Here is a 22,441-nt window from a genome sequence, read left to right as displayed (position 1 = left end):
GAATCTCCCAGGAAGCAGCGCAGGCCTCGGCCGACCATCCTCCGCCTGGCCCTTCTCCATTGCTTGGTAGCTGCCCCGCTTGCAGGGACAGCTTCGCTCTGCGTATCCAGGCAGGCTGCTAGATGGAGTGGCTTCTCCTCGCAGCCGGGTTTCTGCTTATTCTCGGCACCGGCTTCTTCGTCGCCGTCGAATTTTCCCTCATAGCGCTTGACCAGCCCACCGTGCAGCGCGCGGTGGACAACGGCGACACGGCGGCAATTCCGCTGCTTAGATGCCTTAAGTCGCTGTCCACACAGCTGTCCAGTTGCCAGCTGGGCATCACCATGACGACCCTGCTCACCGGCTACGTCATGGAACCATCGGTCGGGGCGCTGGTCGAGGGGCCGCTTACCGCCTTCGGAACCCCCGAAGCAGTTGCCGGATCCGTCTCCCTTGTGATCGCCATGGCGGTGGCTACCCTCCTCTCGATGCTGCTGGGCGAACTGGTCCCAAAGAACATGGCGATTGCGCTGTCCTTCCGCATCGGACGGGCGGTGGCGCGGCCCCAGCTGATGTTCACGGCAATCTTCAAGCCCGCCATCGTTCTGCTTAACGGCTTCTCGAACAAGGTCCTCAATGCTTTCGGGCTGGAAGCGAAAGAGGAGATCTCCGGGGCGCGTACGCCTGCGGAACTGGCGTCCCTGGTGCGCAGGTCTGCCGCCATGGGGACCCTTGACGCGGGCACCGCGAACTTCATCGCTCGGACCCTGAATTTCTCGGGCCGTACCGCCGCAGACGTCATGACGCCACGCATCCGCGTGGAAACCATCGACGCCGACCAGCCGGTCTCCGACATTCTTGACGCCGCCCGCCGCACCGGATATTCGCGCTTTCCCGTGATCGGCGATTCCGCTGACGATATCCGCGGGCTGGTCCACGTCAAGAAGGCGATTGCGGTTCCGGCGGACAGGAGGCCCAACCTGGAAGCAGGAGCAATCATGACGGAGGTTCTCCGGGTACCGGAGACCATCCACCTCGATGCCCTGCTGGCGGAACTCCGGGAAGGCAACCTGCAGCTAGCTGTGGTGCTGGACGAGTACGGCGGAACCGCAGGCATCGCCACGCTGGAGGACCTCGTTGAGGAAATCGTGGGCGAAGTAGCCGATGAACACGACAAGGTGCGGCCGGGCCTGCTGCAAAGCGCCTCGGGTGACTGGTATTTCCCCGGCCTGCTGCGGCCGGATGAACTGTCCGAACAGATTCCCGGGCTCAGCGTTCCAGACGAAGCTGCCTATGAAACGGTAGGCGGCTACGTCATGAGCGAACTTGGGCGCATAGCCCTGGTGGGGGACACCGTAAAGGTCGGCGGCGGAACACTGAGCGTCACCCGGATGGACGGTCGCCGCATAGACCGGATCTGTTTCAAGCCCGACCACGAGCATCACGACGAGAACTCGGGGAACACAACGTCGCAGAATGCGAAGTCAGAGAACGCGAAGTCAGAGAACGTGAATTCACAGAACGCCACGTCCGGAAACGGCGGTGCGGCATGAGTGACTGGGCCGGAATTCTCTGGCTGGTAGTGCTCCTCATCGGCAACGCGTTCTTTGTGGCGGCCGAGTTCGCGGTCATGTCGGCGCGCCGCAGCCAGATCGAGCCGCTGGCGGACGCAGGTTCCATGCGCGCCCAGACCACACTGCGCGCCATGGAGAACGTCTCCCTGATGCTCGCCTGCGCGCAGCTGGGCATCACCGTCTGCTCCTTGCTCATCTTGCAGGTCGCGGAACCGGCAATCCACCACCTGCTGGCTGTGCCGCTGGAAGCATTCGGCGTGCCGGTGGAAATTGCCGACGTCGCGGCCTTCGGCGTGGCACTGATGGTGGTGACATTCCTGCACGTGACGTTCGGCGAGATGGTGCCGAAGAACATCTCCGTCTCCGTTGCGGACAAGGCGGCCCTGCTGCTGGCTCCGCCGCTCATGTTCATCGCACGGATCGTTAACCCTGCCATCGTCGCGCTGAACTGGTCCGCGAACCACATTTTGAGGCTGATGCGGATCGAGCCCAAGGACGAGGTCAACTCGTCGTTTACGCTGGAGGAAGTCCAGTCCATCGTGCAGGAATCCACCCGGCACGGCCTCGTGGACGACGACGCCGGGCTCATCACGGGCGCCCTCGAATTCTCCGAACATGCGGCAGCCCACGTCATGGTTCCGCTGGACAAGCTGGTCATGATGAAGGCCGCCACCACGCCCTTGGAATTCGAAAAAGCCGTCAGCCGCACCGGGTTCTCACGCTTCCCGATGCTCGACGACGACGGCATGCTGTCCGGTTATCTCCACATCAAGGATGTGCTCTCCATCCCCGAATCCGGGTACCAGCACCCTATTGCCGAAAGCCGCATCAGATCGCTGGCGAACCTCTCACGGGACGACGAGATTGAAAACGCGATGTCCGTCATGCAGCGCACTGGCTCGCACCTGGCACGCGTGATCGGGCCGGACGGCCGAACGGAGGGGGTGCTGTTCCTGGAGGACGTGATCGAGCAGCTCGTGGGCGAAATCCGCGATGCGACCCAGGCGAAGGGGATCCGCCGGCTGGGCCAGCCGGACGGGGAATAACAGAACTGCATGTGGAGCAAGGGCCGCGGGAAACGAACCCCGCGGCCCTTGCCAATCCCGGCCCGATCAGTCCTAAATAGGAATCATTCCCATTTAGGACTACACTTTGTAGGGTTGCAGATCCCGCAAAATGCCGCTTCCAGAACCGAGGTCTTTCCGTGCGCAGAATCGTCCGATCGTCCCTGACCGCCGCCGTGGCGGGCCTCGGGCTGCTGCTCACGGCGTGCGGTCCGACGGCGGGTGTCCCCGCCAAGGCGGACGGCAACGGCATCGCCGTGGTCGCCTCGACCAATGTGTACGGGGATATCGTCCGGGCGATCGGCGGGGACAAAGTCAAAGTCACGGCCATCATTTCCCGTCCCAGCCAGGACCCGCACTCCTACGAGGCCAGCGCCCAGGACCGGCTGGCGATTTCCAAGGCGAAGCTGGTGCTGGAAAACGGCGGCGGCTACGACGACTTCATCCACACCATGGCCGACGACAGCGGCATCCCTCACGAGAACATCATCAACGCCGTGGAAGTATCGGGGCTGGCCCCTGCAGCGGAGAGCACGGCATCGGCGCACGCCGAGAGCGGCCACGCCCATAGCCACGGTGAATTCAACGAACACGTCTGGTACAGCCTCCGGGCCATGTCCCGCCTCGCGGACTCAGTGGCAGCCAAACTGGAATCGATCGACTCCGGGTCCGCAGCAGAGTTCAGTGCAAACGCCGCTTCCTTCAAGGCAGGGCTCACCAAAATCGAAACCAGGCTTGCCACGGTCAAGGCCGCCCACGGCGGGTCGCAGGTGGCCGTGACCGAACCCGTACCCCTCTACCTCCTGGAATCGGCAGGGCTCGTCAACCGCACCCCTGCTGAGTACACGGCCGCGATTGAAGAAGGCACGGACGTGCCTCCCGCCGTCCTGAGGGCCGCCACCGCACTCGCTGCCTCGTCCGACATCCGTTTCCTCGCCTACAACGAGCAGACGGAGGGTCCCCAGACCGAGGCGCTGAAGAACGCGGCCAACGCGGCCGGTAAGCCGGTGCTGAACTTCAGCGAGACACTGCCCGAGGGCAAGACCTACCTGCAGTGGATGGCGGACAATGTGGGGAACATCAGCAACTCCCTGGAGCGAAAAAGTTGAACCCCGTCATTAGCCTGCGCAAGGCATCCCTGAAGTTTGGCAAGCGGGCGCTCTGGGAAGACCTCGACCTCGATATCAAACCAGGGGAGTTCTTTGCGGTCCTCGGCCCCAACGGCAGCGGAAAGACCAGCTTCCTTAAGGTGCTGCTGGGGTTGCAGGAACTGCATTCGGGCAAGGCCAGTCTTGGCGGCCATCCTGTTGAACGCGGGAGCCGGCTGATCGGATACATCCCGCAGCAAAAGCCGTTCCCTCCGGACACGCCCATGCGGGCCCGTGATCTCGTGGGGCTCGGCGTTGACGGCCACCGCTGGGGCATCCGGCTGGGAAACGCCAAGGCCAACCGCAGGATTGACGAACTGCTGGATCTGGTGGGGGCCAGCGACTACGCCAAGGTACCGGTGGGGCAGCTCTCGGGCGGCGAACAGCAAAGGCTGCGCGTGGCTCAGGCGCTCGCCTCCGACCCCAAGGTGCTGCTCTGCGACGAGCCGCTGCTGTCACTCGACCTGCACCACCAGCAGGCAGTCAGCGCACTCATCAACAAGCAATGCCATGAGCAGGAAAGCGCAGTGGTCTTTGTGACCCACGAAATCAATCCGATCATCGACTATGTCGACCGGATCCTGTACCTAGCCGGCGGGCGCTTCAGTGTGGGGACGCCGCACGAGGTCATGACCACGGACGTCCTCTCGGAGCTGTACGACAGCCACGTGGAAGTGATCCACGCGAACGGAAGAATCGTCGTCGTCGGACTCCCGGACGCCACCACCCACCATCACGACGATGCGCACGCAACGGCGGGGGAGGGTGCCTGATGGATCCGGAAGGCATCCTGCAGTCGATTTTCAACTTCGAAAATTACGGTGAGCTGCTGGTCCTGGTGCAGAACTCCCTCTGGGCCGGAGCCGTCCTCGGCCTCCTGGGCGGCCTCGTGGGCACCTTCGTCATGAAGCGCGATCTGGCCTTCGCCGTGCACGGCATCTCCGAACTCTCGTTCGCCGGCGCAGCCTTTGCGCTGCTCATAGGCGCGGACGTTGTGTTAGGGTCACTGATCGGCTCGGTGACGGCCGCCCTCCTGCTGGGACTCATGGGAGTGCGGGCACGGGACAAGAACTCCATTATCGGCGTCATCATGCCGTTCGGCCTCGGGCTGGGCATCCTGTTCCTGTCGCTCTATGAAGGGCGGGCGGCCAACAAGTTCGGGCTCCTGACCGGACAGATCGTCTCTGTGGACACCGTGCAGCTGCAGGTACTGGCCGGAACCGCGGTGGTGGTCATGGCTGCACTGTGCGCCATTTGGCGTCCGTTGAGCTTCGCGAGCGTCGATCCCGAACTCGCCGAAGCCCGCGGTGTTCCCGTGCGTACGCTGGCACTGGCCTTCATGGTGCTGCTGGGCGTGAGCGTGGCCCTGTCCATCCAGATCGTGGGTGCGCTGCTGGTGCTCGCCCTGCTGATCACCCCGGCCGCGGCCGCGCTGAGGATCACGTCGTCTCCGCGCCTGGTGGTGCTCCTGAGCGTGCTGTTTGCCGTCGCCGCGACGGTGGGCGGCATCCTCCTGGCCCTCGGCGGCCGCATCCCGATCAGCCCCTACGTGACCACACTGTCGTTCCTGATCTACGTGGTCTGCAGGGTGATCGGAAGCGTCCGGGCCAAGCGCGGCCTCAACGGACGCGTCATGCGGACGGTGCAGCGCCGGCCTGCGTAGCGCCGGTGGCAAGGTTCGGACGGCATAATGCCGTCTGGGCGGCGCCGCCAGTGCAGGCTATTTAGCGCCGGCCTTTCGGGCGGTGCAGTCGGGGCAGAGCCCAAAGATCTCCACCGTATGTGCCACCTCTGAGTACCCGTGCTCCTGGGCCGTCCGGGCGGCCCAGGTTTCCACCGCGGGGGCTTCGACTTCCACGGCCTTGCCGCAGCTCCGGCACAGGAGGTGGTGATGGTGCCCGGTCACTGCACACCGGCGGTAGACAGCCTCGCCGTCGGCGTTCCGCAGCACGTCCACGAGTCCGTCGTCCGCAAGGGACTGCAAAATTCGGTAGGCCGTGGCCAGCGAGACCGAGACCCCCTGGTTCTGGAGGATACGGTACAGCTCCTGTGTGCTCACGAAGTCATCAAGCTCGTCCAGCGCGGCACTTACGGCCAGCCGTTGCTTGGTGACGCGCTGCTCTTTTCCGCCGGCTGCCGCCAAAGGGGTCAGCGGACTGCCGTCAGCGCTGGCGCCGTGTGGCATGAATGGACTCGCTTCGCTAAGGGATACTGGCAAGGTCCTAGATTACCAGCCGGACGTCCGTGGACACTGACGGGGCCGGTTCCCTAGGCTGGCCAGATGAAGCTGACAAAGTACACCCACGCGTGCGTGCGCCTCGAAAAAGACGGGCAGGTGCTGGTGCTCGATCCGGGGACCTTCTCCGAGGCCGCCAAAGCGCTGGACGGCGCGCACGCCGTCCTCATCACGCACGAACACAAGGACCACATTGATGTGGCAGCCGTGAAATCTGCCCTCACGGCCAATGGGGACCTGCAGCTCTTCGCACCGGCAGGGGTGGCGGAAGACCTCCGCAGCGAAGCACCTGGCGCGGCGTCCCGCGTCCATGCCGTGGACCCCGGAACAAGTTTTGATGCTGCCGGATTCGGGATTCGGAGCTTCGGAGGGCAGCATGCGCTGATCCACCCGCACGTTCCCATGGTGGCCAACATCGGCTATCTCGTGGATGAAAACGTCTACCACCCCGGCGACTCGTTCATCATTCCGGATGGCATCAGCGTGCAGACGCTCCTGGTGCCGGTTCACGCGCCGTGGAACAAGGTCAGCGAGGTGGTGGATTTCGTGATTGGCGTGCGCGCGCCGCGGGCGTTTCCCATCCATGACGCACTCCTCAACGGCACCGGAATGGAGCTGGTGGAGGGCCACGTTAAGAGACTGGGCGCCAGGTACGGCACGGAGTACACCCACCTGTCCAGCGGCGAATCCGTCGACGTCTGAGTCCGTTGCCGTTTGGGTCCGTCGAAGGGCCGCCGGGCCGCCGGGCGGCTACGGCTTCCAGACGCCGGAATCGAAAAATGCCCTGAGCGTGCCCTCATGCGGCTCGGGATCGAGTCCCTGCGCTGCCAGCCACGCAGCGTTGTAGTAGTTGCCCGCATAGCGGTCACCGCCGTCGCACATCAGCGAAACGATGCTGCCCCGCTGCCCCTCGGCGACCATCTCCGCCACGAGCTGCCACACGCCCCAAAGGTTGGTGCCGGTGGAGGGCCCGGCGTGCAGTCCCGCCAGGGTATGGAGGTGCCGCATGGCGGCGACCGAGGCGGCATCCGGAACCTGGATCATGCGGTCGATGACGGCAGGGACGAAGCTTGGCTCCATCCGGGGCCGGCCGATGCCCTCGATCCGTGAGGGAAGGCCCGTGCTGAAGTCAGCGGCACCGCTGCGCCAGCCCGGATAAAAGGCCGAATTTTCCGGATCAACCACAGCCAGTTCCGTCTCATGCCGGTGATAGCGGAGGTACCGGCCGATCGTGGCGCTGGTCCCGCCCGTGCCCGCACCCACTACGATCCACCGGGGGACAGAGTGCTCCTCCAGGGCGAGCTGCTGGAAGATGGACTCTGCGATGTTGTTGTTGCCGCGCCAGTCTGTGGCGCGTTCCGCATAGGTGAACTGGTCCATGTAATGGCCGTTGCTGGTGTCCGCCACCTCGGCGGCTGCCGCGTAGACCTCCGAAGCGTGGTCCACGAGCAGGCAGGCGCCGCCGAACTGCTCGATCAGGGCGATCTTCTCAGGACTCGTAGTGCGGGTCATGACGGCAATGAACGGCAGCCCCAACAGCTGCGCAAAGTACGCTTCGGAGACCGCCGTGCTGCCGCTGGACGCCTCTACTATGGTGGTGCCCTCCTTAATCCAGCCGTTCACCAAACCGAACAGGAACAGGGAGCGGGCCAGCCGGTGCTTCAAGCTTCCGGAGCGGTGCGTGGACTCGTCCTTGAGGTAGAGCTGTACGCCCCAGTGCTCGGGCAGCGGCACGGAATACAGGTGTGTGTCCGCCGACCTGTTGTTTTCCGCGTTGATCTTGCGGATGGCCTCGTCTGCCCATGCCCGGTCCGCGCTGCGTGCTCTGCTCACCGATTCAGCCTACCGGTGAAGCGGGCGGGCACCGCTAGAGTTGTGCTGCCGGCCCCGGTGCCGCCAGCCACTGTTCGTCCGGGTGCAGTTCATCCAAGCCAAATTCATCCAAGCCACAGGAGATTCGATGGATACCCTGATAGACGTGTCCGCGCTGAACAGCAGGATGACCTCCGGGCAGCGCACCGTGCTGCTGGATATCCGCTGGGCGCTGGGTGATCCCCACGGCCACGGGCACTACCTCAAGGAGCACATCCCCGGTGCCGTCTACGTGGACCTTCCCACCGAATTGGCGGAGCCTGCGGAGCCCGCCCGTGGGCGCCATCCGCTGCCGCCGCTGCACAAGCTCCAGGACGCCGCCCGGCGCTGGGGGATCAGCACGGGCGATGTGGTGGTCGCCTACGACGATGCCGGCAACACCTCGGCGGCCCGCCTCTGGTGGATGCTCCGCAACGCCGGCTTCGGCAGCGTCTACCTGCTCGACGGCGGCCTGGCCGCCTGGCGCCGGGCAGGGTTGCCGCTTCGTGGCGGGCCGGAGGAGACCGCTTCCGGCGACGTGACGCTTACCGACGGCGGCATGCGCGTTATCGACGCTGCTCAGGCGGCGGAATGGGCAACGCGCGGCGTGCTGCTTGATGCCCGTGCCGGGGAGCGGTACCGCGGCGAGATCGAACCCGTGGACCCGCGCGCCGGCCACATTCCCGGGGCTGTCAGCGCGCCTACCACCGGGAACCTGGGCGACGACGGCCGCTTCCTGCCGGCGCAGGACCTCCGGCTCCGCTTCTCGCGGCTGGGAGTGGACGAAGCAACGCAGACTGCGGTCTACTGCGGCTCGGGCGTCACCGCCGCCCATGAGATCGCGGCACTTGAGATCGCCGGCATTCCCGCGGCGCTTTTCCCCGGCTCCTTCTCCCAATGGTCCAACGATGCCTCACGGCCCGTGGCAACCGGTGCAGAGCCCGGAGATGCCAGGCAAGGCTGAGGAGTTTGCGTGCCCGGCCTGGCGACCGGAACGATCCGACCGGAACGATCCGGCGGCACGTTCCGTCCGGCACAGTCCGGTGGGCGTGCGTCGGCTGGCATTGTTCTGGCCGCGGAGGGTAGCGTCGCAGTATGACTCCTGGACGCCCCGTACCACCGCCGCTTGCCCTGCAGATCCCGCTCGCCGAAGACGCTGGAACGGCATCGCCCCTTGAGGGGCGCCTTGCTGCCGCACGCGGCGCCGTGTCCAGCACCGGTGGACTGGTTCCGTTGACCGTCGCCCGGCGGGCTCCGAAGGCCGACGACGTCGAAATCGCCATTGAGTTTTGCGGGCTGTGCCACTCGGATGTGCATGCCACGCGCGGCGAATGGGGCACGCAGAACTATCCGCTGGTGCCCGGGCACGAGATTGTGGGCCGGGTCAGCCGCGTGGGTTCGGACGTGGACGATTTCGCCCCAGGGGACCTCGTGGGCGTGGGCTGCATTGTGGATTCCTGCCGCGAATGTGAAAGCTGCCGTGAGGGACTGGAGCAGTACTGCGAACGGGGCATGACCGGAACCTACGGTGCCAAGGACGCCCGGAACGGCGATTCCATCACCCAGGGCGGCTACGCGTCGTCCGTGGTGGTCGACCGCCGCTACGTCTTGCGTGTACCGGAAAACCTGGACCCCGCCGCCGTGGCGCCGCTCCTGTGCGCAGGCATCACCACGTTCTCGCCGCTGAGCCACTTCGGCGTCGAGGAAGGCGACGTTGTGGGCGTCGTGGGCCTCGGCGGCCTGGGACACATGGCGGTCAAGCTGGCCAAGGCCATGGGTGCAGAGGTTAGGGTCTTCACCACGTCCGAATCGAAGGTCTCGGCGGCCCTGGAACTCGGCGCCGACGCCGTCATCCTCTCCCGCGACGAGGACGCGATGGCCGCCGCGAACCGGAGCATCGACCTCATCATTGACACTGTGGCAGCACCGCACGACCTGAACCCGTTCTTCCGCACACTGCACCGGGACGGGGCCCTGTTCCAGCTGGGGCTTCCTTCCGACGCCATGCCGCCCGTGAACCCGGGCGCACTGATCAGGCGCCGGATCGCCTACGCCGGATCCCTGATCGGGGGCATCGCGGAAACCCAGGAGATGCTGGACTTCTGCGCCGAACACGGCGTGGTTTCCGACGTTGAGATCGTCGGGGCGGACCAGCTGAACGACGCCTACGACCGGATGGTGGCGGGCGACGTCAAGTACCGTTTCGTTCTGGACACAACCACCCTGCAGGCACCGGCGGAAAGGGCAGACGCATGAGCACGCTGTTCACCAAAATTCTCAACGGGGAGATCCCGGGCCGGTTTGTCTGGCGCGAACCGGACGTCGCCGCGTTCCTGACCATGGGCCCGCTGGCGGACGGCCACACACTGGTGGTTCCCACCGAGGAAGTGGACCGCTGGACGGACGCTTCGCCTGAGACGCTGGCCAGGGTCATGGAGGTGGCCCGCCGCATCGGCGCGGTCCAGGTCGAGACCTTCGGTGCAGCCCGCGCAGGCCTCATCGTGGCCGGCTACGAGATCAACCACCTGCACGTCCATGTCTGGCCGTCCAACAGCATGGCCGACTTCGATTTCGCCTCCGCGGACCATAACCCGGACCCTGCCACGCTGGACGCCAACGCGGAAAAGCTCCGCGCCGGGCTCCGCGACGCCGGCCATGGGGAGTTCGTTCCCGACGCCTGAGAACTAGGCCGCCAGGGCCTTGTTGAGCACTGCCCGTATCCGCTTCTCCGAGACGGAGTAGGCGGTTCCAAGTTCGACGGCGAACAGGCTCACCCTCAGCTCCTCGATCATCCAGCGCACCTGCGTCAGCTCGGCTCCCGCCCGGCGGCCGGGCAACAGGGCTGACACGGCGTCGTCATACTCATCCTCCAGCCGCTGCACAGCGGCCATATTAAGCGCATCGCGCTGCACGTTACCCGGTAGCTTTTCGACGCGCTTTTCGATGGCAGCGAGGTAGCGCGGCAGCTGGCTCAGCTGGGCGTAGCCCGTCCGGGCGACGAACCCGGGGAAAACCAGCTGCTCCAGCTGGCTCTTGATGTCGTTGAGCGCGCTGATGAGCGCCAGGCTGGTGGTGCCTTTGAGCTGTTTTTCGATCCGCCGGGTGCTGGCAAGAATGCGCTCCACAACGGCAGTCACGCTAAAGACGGTGTCGATCAATTCCGCGCGGACCTGTTCGAACAGGACGTCGAATGAGGCCCTGTCCCAAGGCAGCCCCGCCGGAGTGAGCTTGTCTATGGCCGCGAGGGCACAATCGGCAATCAGGGCCGCGACAGACCCGTGCGGATTCTGGCTGAAGGTCAGTTTCTCCGTGTTGTTCAGGTGCTCCAGGACATAACGGTCGGGCGCGGGAACCCGCAACGCCAGGAGCCGGATCACTCCGCCGCGCATGGCCTCCTGCTGCTCCGAGGCCGACTGGAAGACGCGCAGCGCCACGGACTTCCCTTCATCCACGAGCCCCGGGTAGCCAGTCACAGTATGACCCTTGACGGTAACGCTGATTTCGCGCTGAATTGTGCCGAAGGACCACTCGGTCAGGCCGGCCTGTTCCGTGAAGCCCTGGCCAGCCGAATTTTGGTCAGCGAATCCCCGGTGTACCTGCTGCCGGTCTCCATGTGTCGGCACGGCGGCAGTGGGTGCTCCCTTCTTGGCGGCGCGCGGCGCGGCAGTGGCCGGTGTGGCGCCCAGCGATTCCGCGATGGCCCGCCGGGTGGCAGGCGCAAGCCGCTCCTGCAGTGCTTCAAGATCCTTGCCTTCATCCAGCACCTTGCCGCGGCTGTCCACCACCTTGAAGCTCACGCGAAGGTGCTGGGGAACGGCGTCCCAGTTCCAGGACCCGGGCGGAATGATGTGCCCGCGGATCCGCCGCAGCACCAGCTCCAGCGATGACTCGAGTTCGTCCCCGGCGGGATCAAATTCGGCCTCCAGCGCAGCAACTGCCTGCCTGGCAACGTCCGGAGCCGGAACGAAGTTTTTGCGGATCTGCTTGGGCAGCGATTTGATGAGTGCAGTGACCAGTTCCACGCGCTGGCCCGGGATCAGCCAGCGGAAGGCGGCGTCGTCGAGCTGGTTCAGGAAAAGGACCGGAACTTCCGCGGTAACGCCGTCGGAGGGATTGGGCGGCGATCCTGGCGCCACCGGGTGGAACTCGTAGCTCAGGGGCAGCTCGAATCCCTTGTGCAGCAATGTCTTGGGGTAGGCAGAGTCATCCAGTGCCTCGGCATCCTCGCTGAGGAGCAGCGACTGGTCAAAGTCCAGGAGCGCCGCGTCCTGCTGCCGGGCCTCCTTCCACCATTTGTCGAAGTGCCGCTCCGAGACAACGTCCTTGCCCACCCTGGCGTCGTAGAACTCGAAGAGTATTTCGTCGTCCACCAGCAGGTCGCGGCGGCGCATCCTCGCTTCGAGTTCCTCCACTTCCTGAAGGAGCGCGCGGTTGCGGTGGAAGAACTTGTGGTGCGTCTTCCAGTCACCCTCGACCAGCGCGTGCCGGATGAACAGCTCGCGGGCGAGGACGGGATCGACCTTGCCGTAGTTGATACGCCGCTGGGCGATGATGGGCACGCCATAAAGGGTGACCTTCTCGTAGGCCATGACGGCGCCCATTTTCGTGGACCAGTGCGGTTCACTGTAGGTGCGCTTGACGAGGTCCGGAGCCACCTGCTCGGCCCACGACGGCTCAAACTTGGCGGCCACCCTGGCCCAGAGCCTGCTGGTTTCCACGAGCTCCGCGGCCATGACAAAGGTGGGGGACTTTTTGAACAGGGCGGAGCCGGGGAAGATCGCGAAGCGGCTGCCGCGTGCACCGGCATACTCCCGCTTGCGCTCGTCCAGGATGCCTATGTGGCTGAGCAGGCCGGAGAGGAGACTGATGTGGATGCCCTCGTTGTTTCCCACCGGATCTGCCAGCCGCTTGTTATCCAGGCTGATGCCCAGGGGGCGGGCAAGCTGCCGGAGCTGGGCGAACAGATCCTGCCACTCACGGACCCGGAGGTAGTTGATGAACTCGTTCCGGCACAGGCGGCGGAACTGAGTGGAGGACAGTTCCTGCTGCTTTTCCTGGATGTAGTTCCATAGGTTCAGGAAGCCGGTGAAGTCGGAATTCTCATCACGGAAGCGGGCGTGCTTTTCCGCGGCGAGCTGCTGCTTGCCTGAGCCGTCCCCCTGGGGGCGCTCGCGCGGGTCCTGGATGGTCAGCGCGGCCGCCAGGACCATGACTTCGCGGACGCAGCCGCGTTTTCCTGCTTCGACGATCATGCGGCCCAGGCGCGGATCCACCGGCAGCTGCGCAAGCTGCTGACCGACGGCGGTAAGCCCGCCGCCGTTGCGGCCGGAACCGCCGCCCCGTCCGGCGGAGGTTGCGGCATCGGCAGCTTGGGGAGTGCTCAAGGCGCCAAGCTCCCGGAGGAGCGTGACGCCGTCGTTGATTGCGCGGGAGTCCGGCGGCTCCACGAACGGGAATTTTTCGATGTCCTTGGGCCCGCGGGCCACTCCCATGGCTGTCATCTGGAGGATTACGGCGGCCAGGTTGGTGCGCAGGATCTCCGGGTCCGTGTAGAGCGGCCTGGATTCGAAGTCCTCCTCAGAGTAGAGGCGGATGGCGATGCCGTCGGACACGCGCCCGCAGCGGCCTGACCGCTGGTTGGCCGAAGCCTGCGAAACGCGTTCAATCGGCAGCCGCTGGACCTTGGTGCGGTGTGAATATCGTGAGATGCGGGCGGTGCCGGTGTCGATGACGTACTTGATGCCCGGCACTGTCAGGGAGGTCTCGGCGACGTTCGTTGCGAGCACGATCCGCCGCTTGCTGCCGGGGTTGAACACGCGGTGCTGTTCCTCCAGGCTCAGCCGCGCAAAGAGCGGAAGCACTTCGGTGCCGGCGAGGCGCCGGTTGGACTGGATTCTGGCGTTCAGGGCTTCCGCGGCATCCCGGATTTCGCGCTCGCCGGAGAAGAAGATGAGGATGTCGCCGGGTGCCTCCAGGGCGAGCTCATCCACGGCGTCACACACCGCATCGAGAGGGTCCCGGTCTTCCTCGAGCTCGTCGTCGGAGGCGTTCTCGTCGTCTGCGCCGCCCCCGGCCGGCTGGGACAGCGGCCGGTAGCGGATCTCCACGGGAAACGTGCGCCCAGAGACCTCGACGATGGGCGCCTGTGCCTCCTCTGATCCGAAGTGCTTCGCGAAGCGCTCGGGATCGATGGTGGCGGAGGTGATGATCACCTTCAGGTCCGGGCGCTGCGGCAGGATCCGCTTGAGGTAGCCGAGGATGAAGTCGATGTTGAGGCTGCGCTCATGGGCCTCGTCGATGATGATGGCGTTGTATTTGCGCAGCAGTTTGTCGCGCTGGATTTCGGCCAGCAGGATGCCGTCGGTCATGAGTTTGACCTTGGTGGACCGGCTGACCTCGCCCGTAAACCGGACCTGGAATCCCACTTCCTGGCCGATCTCCACGCCGAGTTCGGAGGCAATGCGTTCAGCCACCGTGCGGGCAGCGAGCCGCCGCGGCTGCGTATGCCCGATCAGCCCGTTGTCTCCGAGGCCCAGTTCCAGGCACATCTTGGGGATCTGGGTGGTTTTTCCCGAGCCGGTCTCGCCGGCAATGATGGTCACCTGATTGGCGGCAATGGCCGCCATCAGGTCCTCGCGGCGCTCGGAGACCGGCAACTCGGCGGGGTAGGAGATATGAAAAGTCATGGCTGGTATCAGTCTACTGCGGCCCGGGAGGGGCTCGGCGATCCGTCGGAAGCGCCGGAGCAGGGCGGTGCAGCGGCAATCCCGGCGCCCACGGGCCCCATAGCGTGAAAGGACCCGGCTCGCTGTGAGCCGGGTCCTTTCTGTTGGAGGCGGAATATGGGCGGGGAGCCAGGTGCGCGATCAGAAGATGCGCATCGTGTAATTGCTGCTGGGCAGGTCCAGCGCGGACCAGTCCCGGATTGAATATTCGGGTGGGGTGTGTCCGCGGCCGTCCCGCACGACGGCGGTGAACGTGGCGGCGATTGAGATGAGGACCAGGACTACGAGGGCTATTGCGACGATTTCCATACCTCCATGGTTCTCTTAGCCGACCTCGGAAAAAAGTGGCAGAAATGCCTAAAAAGTGCAAATTTCTGCCATACTGGATTCATGCTTAAATCAGTAGCTGTGATCGTGGTTCCCAACTTCTCGATCTTTGAGTTCGGCACCGCGTTTGAAGTGTTCGGCATTGACCGGTCCGGCCGCGGAGCCGGTGTGCCCGAGTTTGATTTCCGGGTCTGCACGCCAGTGCCCGGCCACATCCCACTCAAGACCGGCCTGACCATGAACGTCAGTCTTGGCCTGGAGGCGGCCGCGGACGCGGACCTGGTGATCATGACGCCGTACGGCCGGGAGGAGGATGTTTCCGAGGAAGTGCTGGAAGCCCTGCGGGCTGCCCACGACCGCGGGGCCTGGGTCATGTCCATCTGCTCAGGGGCCTTTGCCCTGGCAAGGGCAGGGCTGCTGGACGGGCGCCGGTGCACCACGCACTGGCACTACTCCGGCGAGCTTGCCGCGCAGTTTCCGAAGGTCCTCGTTGACGAAAACGTTCTCTACGTCCAGGACGGCAGGATCATCTCCAGTGCGGGAACGGCGGCGGGCATCGACGCCTGTCTGCATCTGGTCCGTATTGAGTTTGGCGCCGCGGTGGCCGCGGCCATAGCCCGTGACATGGTGGTGCCTCCGCACCGCGACGGCGGCCAGGCCCAGTTCATCGACAGGCCCATGCCTGAGTGCGGCTCTCAGCCCATGGAGGAACTGCTGCGGTGGATGGTGCAGAACCTGGACGAGGAGCACCCCGTCCAAGAACTTGCCGCCCGGGTGCACATGTCCCCGCGGACCTTTGCCCGCCGGTTCCGGGCGGAGACGGGCGCCACTCCGGCGGCGTGGCTGAATTCCCAGCGGGTGCTGCGGGCGCAGGAGCTTCTTGAGTCCACTGAACTGAACATCGATGAGGTGGCGAGGCAATCCGGCTTCGGCCATCCGGTGCTGCTCCGGCACCACTTCGCCAAGGTGCTGGACACCAGCCCGCAGTCCTACCGCAGGGCATTCCGCGGCCAGCTGGCTTCGGCGGGCTAGGACCGGAAACCGGCCCCGCCGCCGCCGGTCCGCAGTTCCTCCGCGGCAGCCCTGGTTGTCTCCACCAGCACCCGCCAAGGGCCGGTGACGGCCCTCTCCGGCAGGGTGGCGCGGTGTTCGCCGGCGCGGATGGAATACATGAACCGGTCAGGCTGCCCTTCGGTGATTGGCCGGGATTCGGGCACGGCATCCCACGGGCAAGCCTCAACGATGGGCTGCCAGTGGTTCTTGTCGCTGGAGGTGGTGGCCTGCACCGTCCAGGTGCGGGTCAGCGCAGCAATCCCGCCGCTACGCTCAACTGTGATTTTCATGGCGGGGTCCTGGTTATTCCGGGGCCGCCGGAAACGCAGATCGGCCGCATTCCCGGCGTTGGGTTAGAGCTTTACCTTCACAGTTTCCCACGCCAGGCGCACGGCGTCATGCTCCGCTGACTCCGCACCGAACAGTTCCCTTGCAGATGCTGCAGTTGCCTTGGCGAAGACGCTGAACGTGGCAGTCGGCGGGAGGGAACCGCCCGTCAGTGTCTCGTACCAGATCTGCCCCGGAGCCTCCCAGGCATTCCCGCCCAGCGCCTGCGCCACGAGGCAGAAAGCACGGTTGGGGATGCCCGAATTGATGTGCACACCGCCGTTGTCCGCGCTGGTGCGAACGTACGAGTCCATCGAGTCCGGCTGCGGGTCCTTGCCCAGGACGTCGTCGTCATACGCGGTTCCGGGCGCCTTCATGGAGCGCAGCGCCGAACCCTCAACCTGCGGCATGAAGAGGCCTTCACCGATCAGCCAGCTGGCGTCGGCCGTGGACTGTTTCCGGAAGTACTGCTCCACCATGGCGCCAAAAACGTCTGACAGCGATTCGTTGATGGCGCCGGCCTGGTTCCGGTAGGCGAGTCCCGCCGAATACTGGGTCACCCCATGGGCCAGCTCGTGTCCGATGACACTCAGGGAGCGCGTGAACCGTTCAAAAATTTCGCCGTCGCCGTCGCCGAACACCATCTGCTGCCCGTCCCAAAACGCGTTGTCGTAGAGCTTGCTGAAGTGGACGGTGGCGTTGAGCGGCATTCCGCGGCCGTCGATGGAATTCCGGCCGAAGACTTCCGCGTAAAGGCTGTGGGTGCTGCCCAGCCCGTCGTAGGCTTCATCGGCGGCGGGGTCGCCGATGGCCGCTTCGCCTTCCTTCCTGACGAGCTGGCCGGGGAGCGATTCGCCGGATTTGGCGTCGAAGACGGATCTGTTGACGGGGGCCGGCTGCAGCTGCCTCATGCCAGGGGCAGTCACCGGGGCAGAGGGAGCGGCGCGGGCTGCCTGCACGGACTTCACGTGCAGCAGGGCCTCTTTGGCTGCCCTTGCGACGGCGGTGTACCGCGGCGAGTCCTGGGCGGCAAGGCGCCGCAGCATGTAGGGCGGAATGATTGAACAGATCATGCGAATCAGCCTACGAGCGGCCACCGACAATCCATGGAGGCGCACTGGAGATGCAGAAAACCCCGCTACTTACGGGAAGTAACGGGGTTTGTTCTGTGCCCTCGATAGGATTCGAACCTACGACCTTCTGCTCCGGAGGCAGACGCTCTATCCCCTGAGCTACGAGGGCAGTCAGGGATCCTGCCGTTCCCGGCTGGACGTCCTAGAGCTTAGCAGGAAGGTGGCCTCGAATGGAAAACCTCTCCCTCGGCTGCAGCCCGCGTCAGTAACCTGCGAAGGAATCCACGCGGATCCGGCGGGCGCCGGCCTGCCTGGCTGCACGCCGCAGGGAGCCGACGCTGGCCGGTGAGCCCGAGATGAAAACCGTGCGCCGGGCGATGTCCGGAACAAGACGCAGCAGCGCAGGTCCGTCCAGCCTGGCCATCGGCGCCGCTGCTGCCGCTTCGATGCCTGCCGCGCCTGAGTTCTCCACTCCGGCGGCCGCATCCTCGATGAAGTCCGGGGGAGTCGAGCCGTCGGCCAGCCGGGCAATGACGCGGGCCCCCGACTGCTTCAGTTCGTCGGAATACGCCAGTTCGGAGGCGTTGCGGGCGAGGTAGAGCAGGACAGTGTCCCGCGGCCCGGCTGAGCCGTCGGAGAGGTGCGCCAGGTACGGCGTGATGCCAATGCCCGCCGCAATCAGCAGGACCGGGCTTTTGGATCTCCGCGGCAAAACGAAGTCCCCGCCCACAGTGGTGGCCGTGAGTTCATCCCCCGGCTTGAGCGCCAGGAGCTTCTGCTTGGCGGCTGAGACGGGTTCGGCCGTGCCCACGCCGATCTTGACGTGCCGCGAATCGGGGTGACTTGTCAGGCTGAAGACACGGCGGCGGCCCTTTCCGTCCGGCTTCGCATGCGGGAGGTCGAGCTCCAGATACTGGCCCGGGGCGTGGCGGAGGCGGCGCCGCGGCTCGAAGACAAATTCAGTCGTCGTCGGGGTGAGCCGGCGCGAGTGCCTGAACAACAACCTGACGCTTCCGCGCTGACCGGCCAGGAAAGCCACCAAATTCCCGACCAGGAGGGCCAGCTCAGGGGAGTTCGCCACGAAGCCGAGGTTGAAAGGGCTTGCAAACAGCAGACCCACGACGGCGGCCAGCGCCAGCTGCTGCCACCGCCGAGGAGGCAAGGTCAGCGGTTCCGTCAGCATGAACCCGACAAAGAAGATGATGGGGCTTTGGGCCAGTGGTTGCCACAGCGCCCCTCCCGGGTCCACCCCCGATTGCAACAGCCCAGCCGCCACAATGGACGTGGCGACCACGGTGAAAACCGCGGCCATGAGCATTTTCCGCGTGCGGTAGAGCACCAGCAGGACCGCGGGAACCAGCAACCACAGCATTGCCGGGGTACCTGCCCACCACGTGGCGATATTCAACCCCGTCAGGCCAGTGATGAAGGCGCCGGCCGCCGCGGGGTTGAAGACATGGCGCCCGCGCCAGGCGAGCGCATACTTTGACGCGGACGCCAGCACGCAGGCCAGGGCCACTCCGGCCAGTTCGATGCCGGCCAGTTCGACGCCGGCGAACGCCTGCCCGAACTGCGCAGGCCAGAACAGGAAATAGAGCAGCAGCCCGGTGATCAGCGAAGACTCCGAATGGGGCTGGACGCGGAACAGGGCAGCCAGTGCCCGGTTGGACGCGTAGGTCAGCCCCACACACAACGCCAGGTGGGCCAACAGTTGGGGTATGCCGAATGTCAGCCAGCCAAGGGCGTCGAGGAGGAGGCTGTACGCGGCGAGCACAGCGAGAACCAGCAGCACCAGCCGGTACATGGTCAGGCGGCCCAGCATGGCGTCCAGCGCGGTGGCCGCCGACATCCGCGGCCGGAAGGTTGTCTGGCTCATGTGAACAGTGCTCCTTCGAATTCCGCGGAATACTCCGCACTGCCGTTGGAAAAAACCTTAAGCCAGGAAACCCGGAAATGGCGCTCCAGTACCTCACCGGGAACAAAGAACAGGGCGGTGGCCAGGGCATCGGCCTCCATCGCGGTTCGTGCCACGGCCCACGTGGCCACGACCGTGCGAACCGGGGTTCCGGTGGTTCCGTCCAGTACGTGGTGAAGGCCGTCGCCCCAGGCCCTGCGGTTTGAGGCCGAGGCGCACAGAGCTCCCTTCGCGAGGGGAACTGTGCCGATCGCCTTGCTGGAGTCGTACGGATGCTCCAGTGCCACTGTCACCGGTGCGTTTCCACCGTTCAGGAGGTCGCCGCCCGCATCGACGAAGAACTCGCGGACACCCTGGCTTTGCAGCACTTCAGCCAGGAGGTCCACCAGCTGGCCTTTTCCGGCCGCACCGATGTCCAGCACGACGGGCGCCTTGGTGGTCATTGACGTTCCGCGCCATTCCAGTACGTCGTCCCAGGCGGGCGGGGGTGTTGGGGCGCCGCGTGGCCGGAGGGAATAGCCGGGGCCGTAGCCCAACTGTTCCAAGCTGCCCCCGATGAGCGGCGTCATGGCACCGTTGCTCAGTGCATAGAGGATCCGGTACAGCGACGCCAGGCCCGTGGCTTCAGCCGGAAATGCGTAGCTTCCCGGCCCGGCGGACATTCGGGCTACCTGGGAATCGTCGCGGAACCGGGACCACGTGGAGTCGTAGCGCTCCACCTCGGCGAGCAGGCGGCTGCGAAACCCGGGGCCCAGTGGTGCGGGCGTGGAAATCTCCCAGCTGGTGCCTATTCCTTCAAAGCGGAAATTCTGCCAGCCCGGGTGCGGCATGGGCTCTCCTCAACGTGCGGTCCATGTCCTGCGTCCAAGCCGCGCAGCCGCCTACAGGGCCTGGGCCTTGATCTCTTCGACTGCCTGGTTGAAGCCACCGCTGGTCAGTGACGAACCCGCCACCTTGGACACTTTGATCTCGTCGAGGCTCTTGCCCACCACCTGCTCCGCGATTCCGCTGGCGAACTGACCCTGGAACTTGCGGGTGTTCGGATTGGAGGGGTGCTCGGTGATCTCGACAGCGGACACCGTGCCGTTGGCCAGCGTCAGCTGGACGCCCACGGTCTCCGTGCCGTTCGGTGACCTGTAGCTTCCGTCGGCGCTGTAGGTGCCGTCTTTGTAGCCTCCGCCGGACTCCGCCAATGCGCTGGACGACGATCCGGGCGCTGCGCTCGCCGACGTCGTGGCGGGCTGCGTTTCCTGGGCGGCGGGCTGCTGGGCGGAAGGCGCGCAGCCAGCCACCGTTCCGGCCAGGGAAAGGCCAGCCATGCCGGCGAAGACGCTTTTTCGGACGGAAGGCTTCACGGTGTCTCGTTTCGTTTGTACGGGCACTTGCCGGGTGAACGACGCTCAAATCAGGGTACGGGTTCAATCTGTGAATCTGCTAGGCGGTTGCTGTGCGTGACAGCGCCATCAGCGACGCCGGAATTCCGCCGCAGGGCGGGCCCCCCGGTAGGCTAGGGTTGTGACTCCCGAAGAACTCTCCCTCGCCATATCCGCCTGCCTGAAAGATGCCGTTGCCGCCGGTGAGGTCGCACTTTCCGAAGCGGCCGTCCCCGACGCCGTCCTCGTGGAACGGCCGAAGAACCGGGAGCACGGCGACTGGGCAACGAATATTGCCCTGCAGTTGGCCAAGCAGGCCGGTACCAGGCCGCGGGACTTCGCCACCATCCTCAGCGCCCGCCTGGAAGCGATCCACGGCGTGTCCGCAGTGGAGATTGCCGGCCCTGGCTTCCTGAACATCACCGTCGACGCGGCCGCCGCCGGTGCGCTGGCCAAGGCCATCGTCGAAGCCGGACCTGAGTACGGGACCAACTCGGCGCTCGCAGGCCACACCGTCAACATGGAGTTCGTCTCGGCAAACCCCACCGGGCCACTGCATATCGGCCACACCCGCTGGGCGGCCCTGGGAGACTCCATCGCCCGCGTGCTGCGTGCCTCCGGGGCGGATGTCACCGCCGAGTACTACATCAACGACGCCGGCTCGCAGATGAACGTGTTCGCCAACTCCGTGCTGGCACGCCTCCACGGCAGGGATGTGCCAGAGGGCGGCTATCCGGGCGAGTACATCCGCGACCTCGGCCATGAGGTCCTGACCCGGCACCCCGACATCCGCGAGCTGACCGATGTGGCCGCCCTTCCGGTGATCCGGGCGGCGGCGTACCGGGCACAGCTTAAGGACATCAAAGACACTCTGGCCGAGTTCGGCGTTTCCTTCGATGTTTTCTTCTCCGAACAGGAACTCCACGACGCCGGGGCCATTGAAAGTGCCGTTGCCCGCCTTCGCGAGCAGGGCCACGTGTTCGACGACGGCGGCGCCGTCTGGCTGCGCACCACGGACTTTGGCGACGACAAGGACCGCGTGATGATCCGCGCCAACGGCGAGCCGACGTACTTTGCCGCCGACGCAGCGTACTACCTGTCCAAGAAGGACCGGGGCTACACCGAAAAGATCTACCTGCTGGGTGCCGACCACCACGGCTACATCCACCGGCTCAAGGCCATCGCGGCCGCTGCCGGGGATGACCCCGAAGTTAACATCGAGGTGCTGATCGGCCAGCTCGTCTCGGTAAACGGCGCCAAGCTTTCCAAGCGCGCCGGTAACATCATCGAGCTCAAGGACCTGATCTCCTGGCTCGGTAAGGACGCCGTGCGCTACTCCCTGGCCCGCTTCCCGGCAGACTCCCCGCTGACTCTGGACCCGGAGCTGCTCAAGAAGCACAGCAACGAGAACCCGGTCTTCTACGTGCAGTACGCCCACGCCCGCTCCCGCGGCACCGCACGCAACGCCGTGGCCGCCGGCGTGGACCGCAGCGCTTTCGATGCCTCGCTGCTGGACCACGCCACGGAAAATGAGCTGCTGTCCTACCTCGGCAGCTACCCGTCCATCGTGGCCAAGGCCGCTGAGCTGCGCGAACCCCACCGGGTGGCCCGCCACCTTGAGGTCATCGCCGGGGCCTACCACCGGTGGTACGACGCCTGCCGCGTAGCCCCGCTGGGGGACGAAGCCGTCACCGATCTCAACCGCACGCGCCTGTGGCTCAACGACGCCACGAGCCAGGTGCTGGCCAACGGACTTGACCTGCTTGGCGTTTCCGCGCCGGAACGGATGTGAACTG

Annotated in this window: 20 protein-coding genes and 1 tRNA gene; 11 read left to right on the top strand and 10 right to left on the bottom strand. The window is 65.5% G+C overall.

Features of this window, described 5'->3' with window-relative positions; translation table 11 throughout:
• Positions 1–122 precede the first annotated feature (122 nt).
• The 5 genes from LQ144_RS02345 to LQ144_RS02325 all read left to right on the top strand — a co-directional run bounded on the left by LQ144_RS02345 (position 123) and on the right by LQ144_RS02325 (position 5,428).
• Positions 123–1,532 carry a hemolysin family protein gene (locus LQ144_RS02345; protein WP_230116938.1) on the top strand — a complete coding sequence of 470 codons (1,410 nt, stop codon included), beginning with the start codon at positions 123–125 and terminating at the stop codon, positions 1,530–1,532.
• A complete protein-coding gene (locus tag LQ144_RS02340) occupies positions 1,529–2,599 on the top strand; it encodes a hemolysin family protein (RefSeq protein WP_230116937.1) in 1,071 nt (356 codons plus the stop codon). Before LQ144_RS02345 ends, LQ144_RS02340 begins: the two co-directional genes overlap by 4 nt.
• A gap of 158 nt (positions 2,600–2,757) precedes the next feature.
• A complete protein-coding gene (locus LQ144_RS02335) occupies positions 2,758–3,726 on the top strand; it encodes a zinc ABC transporter substrate-binding protein (protein ID WP_230116936.1) in 969 nt (322 codons plus the stop codon).
• Positions 3,723–4,538 carry a metal ABC transporter ATP-binding protein gene (locus LQ144_RS02330; RefSeq protein WP_230116935.1) on the top strand — a complete coding sequence of 272 codons (816 nt, stop codon included), beginning with the start codon at positions 3,723–3,725 and terminating at the stop codon, positions 4,536–4,538. Before LQ144_RS02335 ends, LQ144_RS02330 begins: the two co-directional genes overlap by 4 nt.
• Positions 4,538–5,428 carry a metal ABC transporter permease gene (locus LQ144_RS02325; RefSeq protein WP_230116934.1) on the top strand — a complete coding sequence of 297 codons (891 nt, stop codon included), beginning with the start codon at positions 4,538–4,540 and terminating at the stop codon, positions 5,426–5,428. Before LQ144_RS02330 ends, LQ144_RS02325 begins: the two co-directional genes overlap by 1 nt.
• A 57-nt stretch (positions 5,429–5,485) precedes the next feature.
• Here the strand turns inward: LQ144_RS02325 and LQ144_RS02320 are convergent, their stop codons facing one another.
• Complete coding sequence (locus LQ144_RS02320) at positions 5,486–5,950, bottom strand: Fur family transcriptional regulator (RefSeq protein WP_290369697.1); 465 nt, start codon at positions 5,948–5,950, stop codon at positions 5,486–5,488.
• Positions 5,951–6,046: 96 nt separating this feature from the next.
• On the opposite strand from LQ144_RS02320, the gene LQ144_RS02315 reads away from it, so the two are divergent.
• Positions 6,047–6,703 carry an MBL fold metallo-hydrolase gene (locus LQ144_RS02315; RefSeq protein WP_230116933.1) on the top strand — a complete coding sequence of 219 codons (657 nt, stop codon included), beginning with the start codon at positions 6,047–6,049 and terminating at the stop codon, positions 6,701–6,703.
• A gap of 48 nt (positions 6,704–6,751) precedes the next feature.
• Here the strand turns inward: LQ144_RS02315 and LQ144_RS02310 are convergent, their stop codons facing one another.
• A complete protein-coding gene (locus LQ144_RS02310; RefSeq protein ID WP_230116932.1) occupies positions 6,752–7,834 on the bottom strand; it encodes a PLP-dependent cysteine synthase family protein in 1,083 nt (360 codons plus the stop codon).
• A gap of 127 nt (positions 7,835–7,961) precedes the next feature.
• Here LQ144_RS02310 and LQ144_RS02305 point away from each other — a divergent pair, with 127 nt between their 5' ends.
• The 3 genes from LQ144_RS02305 (at position 7,962) to LQ144_RS02295 (ending at position 10,533) form a co-directional block, all read left to right on the top strand.
• Positions 7,962–8,816, top strand: coding sequence for a sulfurtransferase (locus LQ144_RS02305; RefSeq protein ID WP_230116931.1), 855 nt, complete (start codon positions 7,962–7,964; stop codon positions 8,814–8,816).
• 131 nt (positions 8,817–8,947) lie between these two features.
• Positions 8,948–10,108, top strand: coding sequence for an NAD(P)-dependent alcohol dehydrogenase (locus tag LQ144_RS02300; RefSeq protein ID WP_230116930.1), 1,161 nt, complete (start codon positions 8,948–8,950; stop codon positions 10,106–10,108).
• Positions 10,105–10,533 (top strand): HIT family protein, encoded by a 429-nt coding sequence (locus LQ144_RS02295; RefSeq protein WP_230116929.1) that lies wholly within the window; start codon positions 10,105–10,107, stop codon positions 10,531–10,533. Before LQ144_RS02300 ends, LQ144_RS02295 begins: the two co-directional genes overlap by 4 nt.
• A gap of 3 nt (positions 10,534–10,536) precedes the next feature.
• On the opposite strand, the gene hrpA is transcribed toward LQ144_RS02295, so the two are convergent.
• Both hrpA and LQ144_RS02285 read right to left on the bottom strand, forming a co-directional pair.
• Positions 10,537–14,538 carry an ATP-dependent RNA helicase HrpA gene (gene hrpA / locus LQ144_RS02290; protein WP_230116928.1) on the bottom strand — a complete coding sequence of 1,334 codons (4,002 nt, stop codon included), beginning with the start codon at positions 14,536–14,538 and terminating at the stop codon, positions 10,537–10,539.
• 180 nt (positions 14,539–14,718) lie between these two features.
• On the bottom strand, positions 14,719–14,886 hold the full coding sequence (locus LQ144_RS02285) for a hypothetical protein (RefSeq protein ID WP_230116927.1): 168 nt from the start codon (positions 14,884–14,886) through the stop codon (positions 14,719–14,721).
• A gap of 81 nt (positions 14,887–14,967) precedes the next feature.
• Between LQ144_RS02285 and LQ144_RS02280 the strand changes: the two genes are divergently transcribed.
• Positions 14,968–15,936 carry a helix-turn-helix domain-containing protein gene (locus LQ144_RS02280; RefSeq protein ID WP_230116926.1) on the top strand — a complete coding sequence of 323 codons (969 nt, stop codon included), beginning with the start codon at positions 14,968–14,970 and terminating at the stop codon, positions 15,934–15,936.
• On the opposite strand, the gene LQ144_RS02275 is transcribed toward LQ144_RS02280, so the two are convergent.
• From LQ144_RS02275 to LQ144_RS02250, 6 genes are all read right to left on the bottom strand, one after another.
• Positions 15,933–16,247 carry a protealysin inhibitor emfourin gene (locus tag LQ144_RS02275; protein WP_230116925.1) on the bottom strand — a complete coding sequence of 105 codons (315 nt, stop codon included), beginning with the start codon at positions 16,245–16,247 and terminating at the stop codon, positions 15,933–15,935. The genes LQ144_RS02280 and LQ144_RS02275 overlap by 4 nt on opposite strands.
• A gap of 63 nt (positions 16,248–16,310) precedes the next feature.
• A complete protein-coding gene (locus tag LQ144_RS02270; RefSeq protein WP_230116924.1) occupies positions 16,311–17,357 on the bottom strand; it encodes a M4 family metallopeptidase in 1,047 nt (348 codons plus the stop codon).
• 96 nt (positions 17,358–17,453) lie between these two features.
• Positions 17,454–17,526: transfer RNA gene (locus tag LQ144_RS02265), tRNA-Arg, on the bottom strand.
• A 93-nt stretch (positions 17,527–17,619) separates the two neighbouring features.
• Positions 17,620–19,233 (bottom strand): oxidoreductase, encoded by a 1,614-nt coding sequence (locus LQ144_RS02260; RefSeq protein WP_230116923.1) that lies wholly within the window; start codon positions 19,231–19,233, stop codon positions 17,620–17,622.
• A complete protein-coding gene (locus LQ144_RS02255) occupies positions 19,230–20,102 on the bottom strand; it encodes an FAD:protein FMN transferase (RefSeq protein ID WP_230116922.1) in 873 nt (290 codons plus the stop codon). Before LQ144_RS02255 ends, LQ144_RS02260 begins: the two co-directional genes overlap by 4 nt.
• A 51-nt stretch (positions 20,103–20,153) precedes the next feature.
• Complete coding sequence (locus LQ144_RS02250; protein ID WP_230116921.1) at positions 20,154–20,627, bottom strand: FMN-binding protein; 474 nt, start codon at positions 20,625–20,627, stop codon at positions 20,154–20,156.
• Positions 20,628–20,787: 160 nt separating this feature from the next.
• Between LQ144_RS02250 and argS the strand changes: the two genes are divergently transcribed.
• A complete protein-coding gene (gene argS / locus LQ144_RS02245; protein ID WP_230116920.1) occupies positions 20,788–22,437 on the top strand; it encodes an arginine--tRNA ligase in 1,650 nt (549 codons plus the stop codon).
• The last annotated feature ends 4 nt before the right edge of the window (positions 22,438–22,441 follow it).

The sequence above is a fragment of the Arthrobacter sp. Bi83 genome (genome assembly GCF_918698095.1).
In the GTDB taxonomy this organism is placed as follows: Bacteria; Actinomycetota; Actinomycetes; order Actinomycetales; family Micrococcaceae; genus Arthrobacter.
This window is presented reverse-complemented; position numbering and strand designations above follow the sequence as displayed.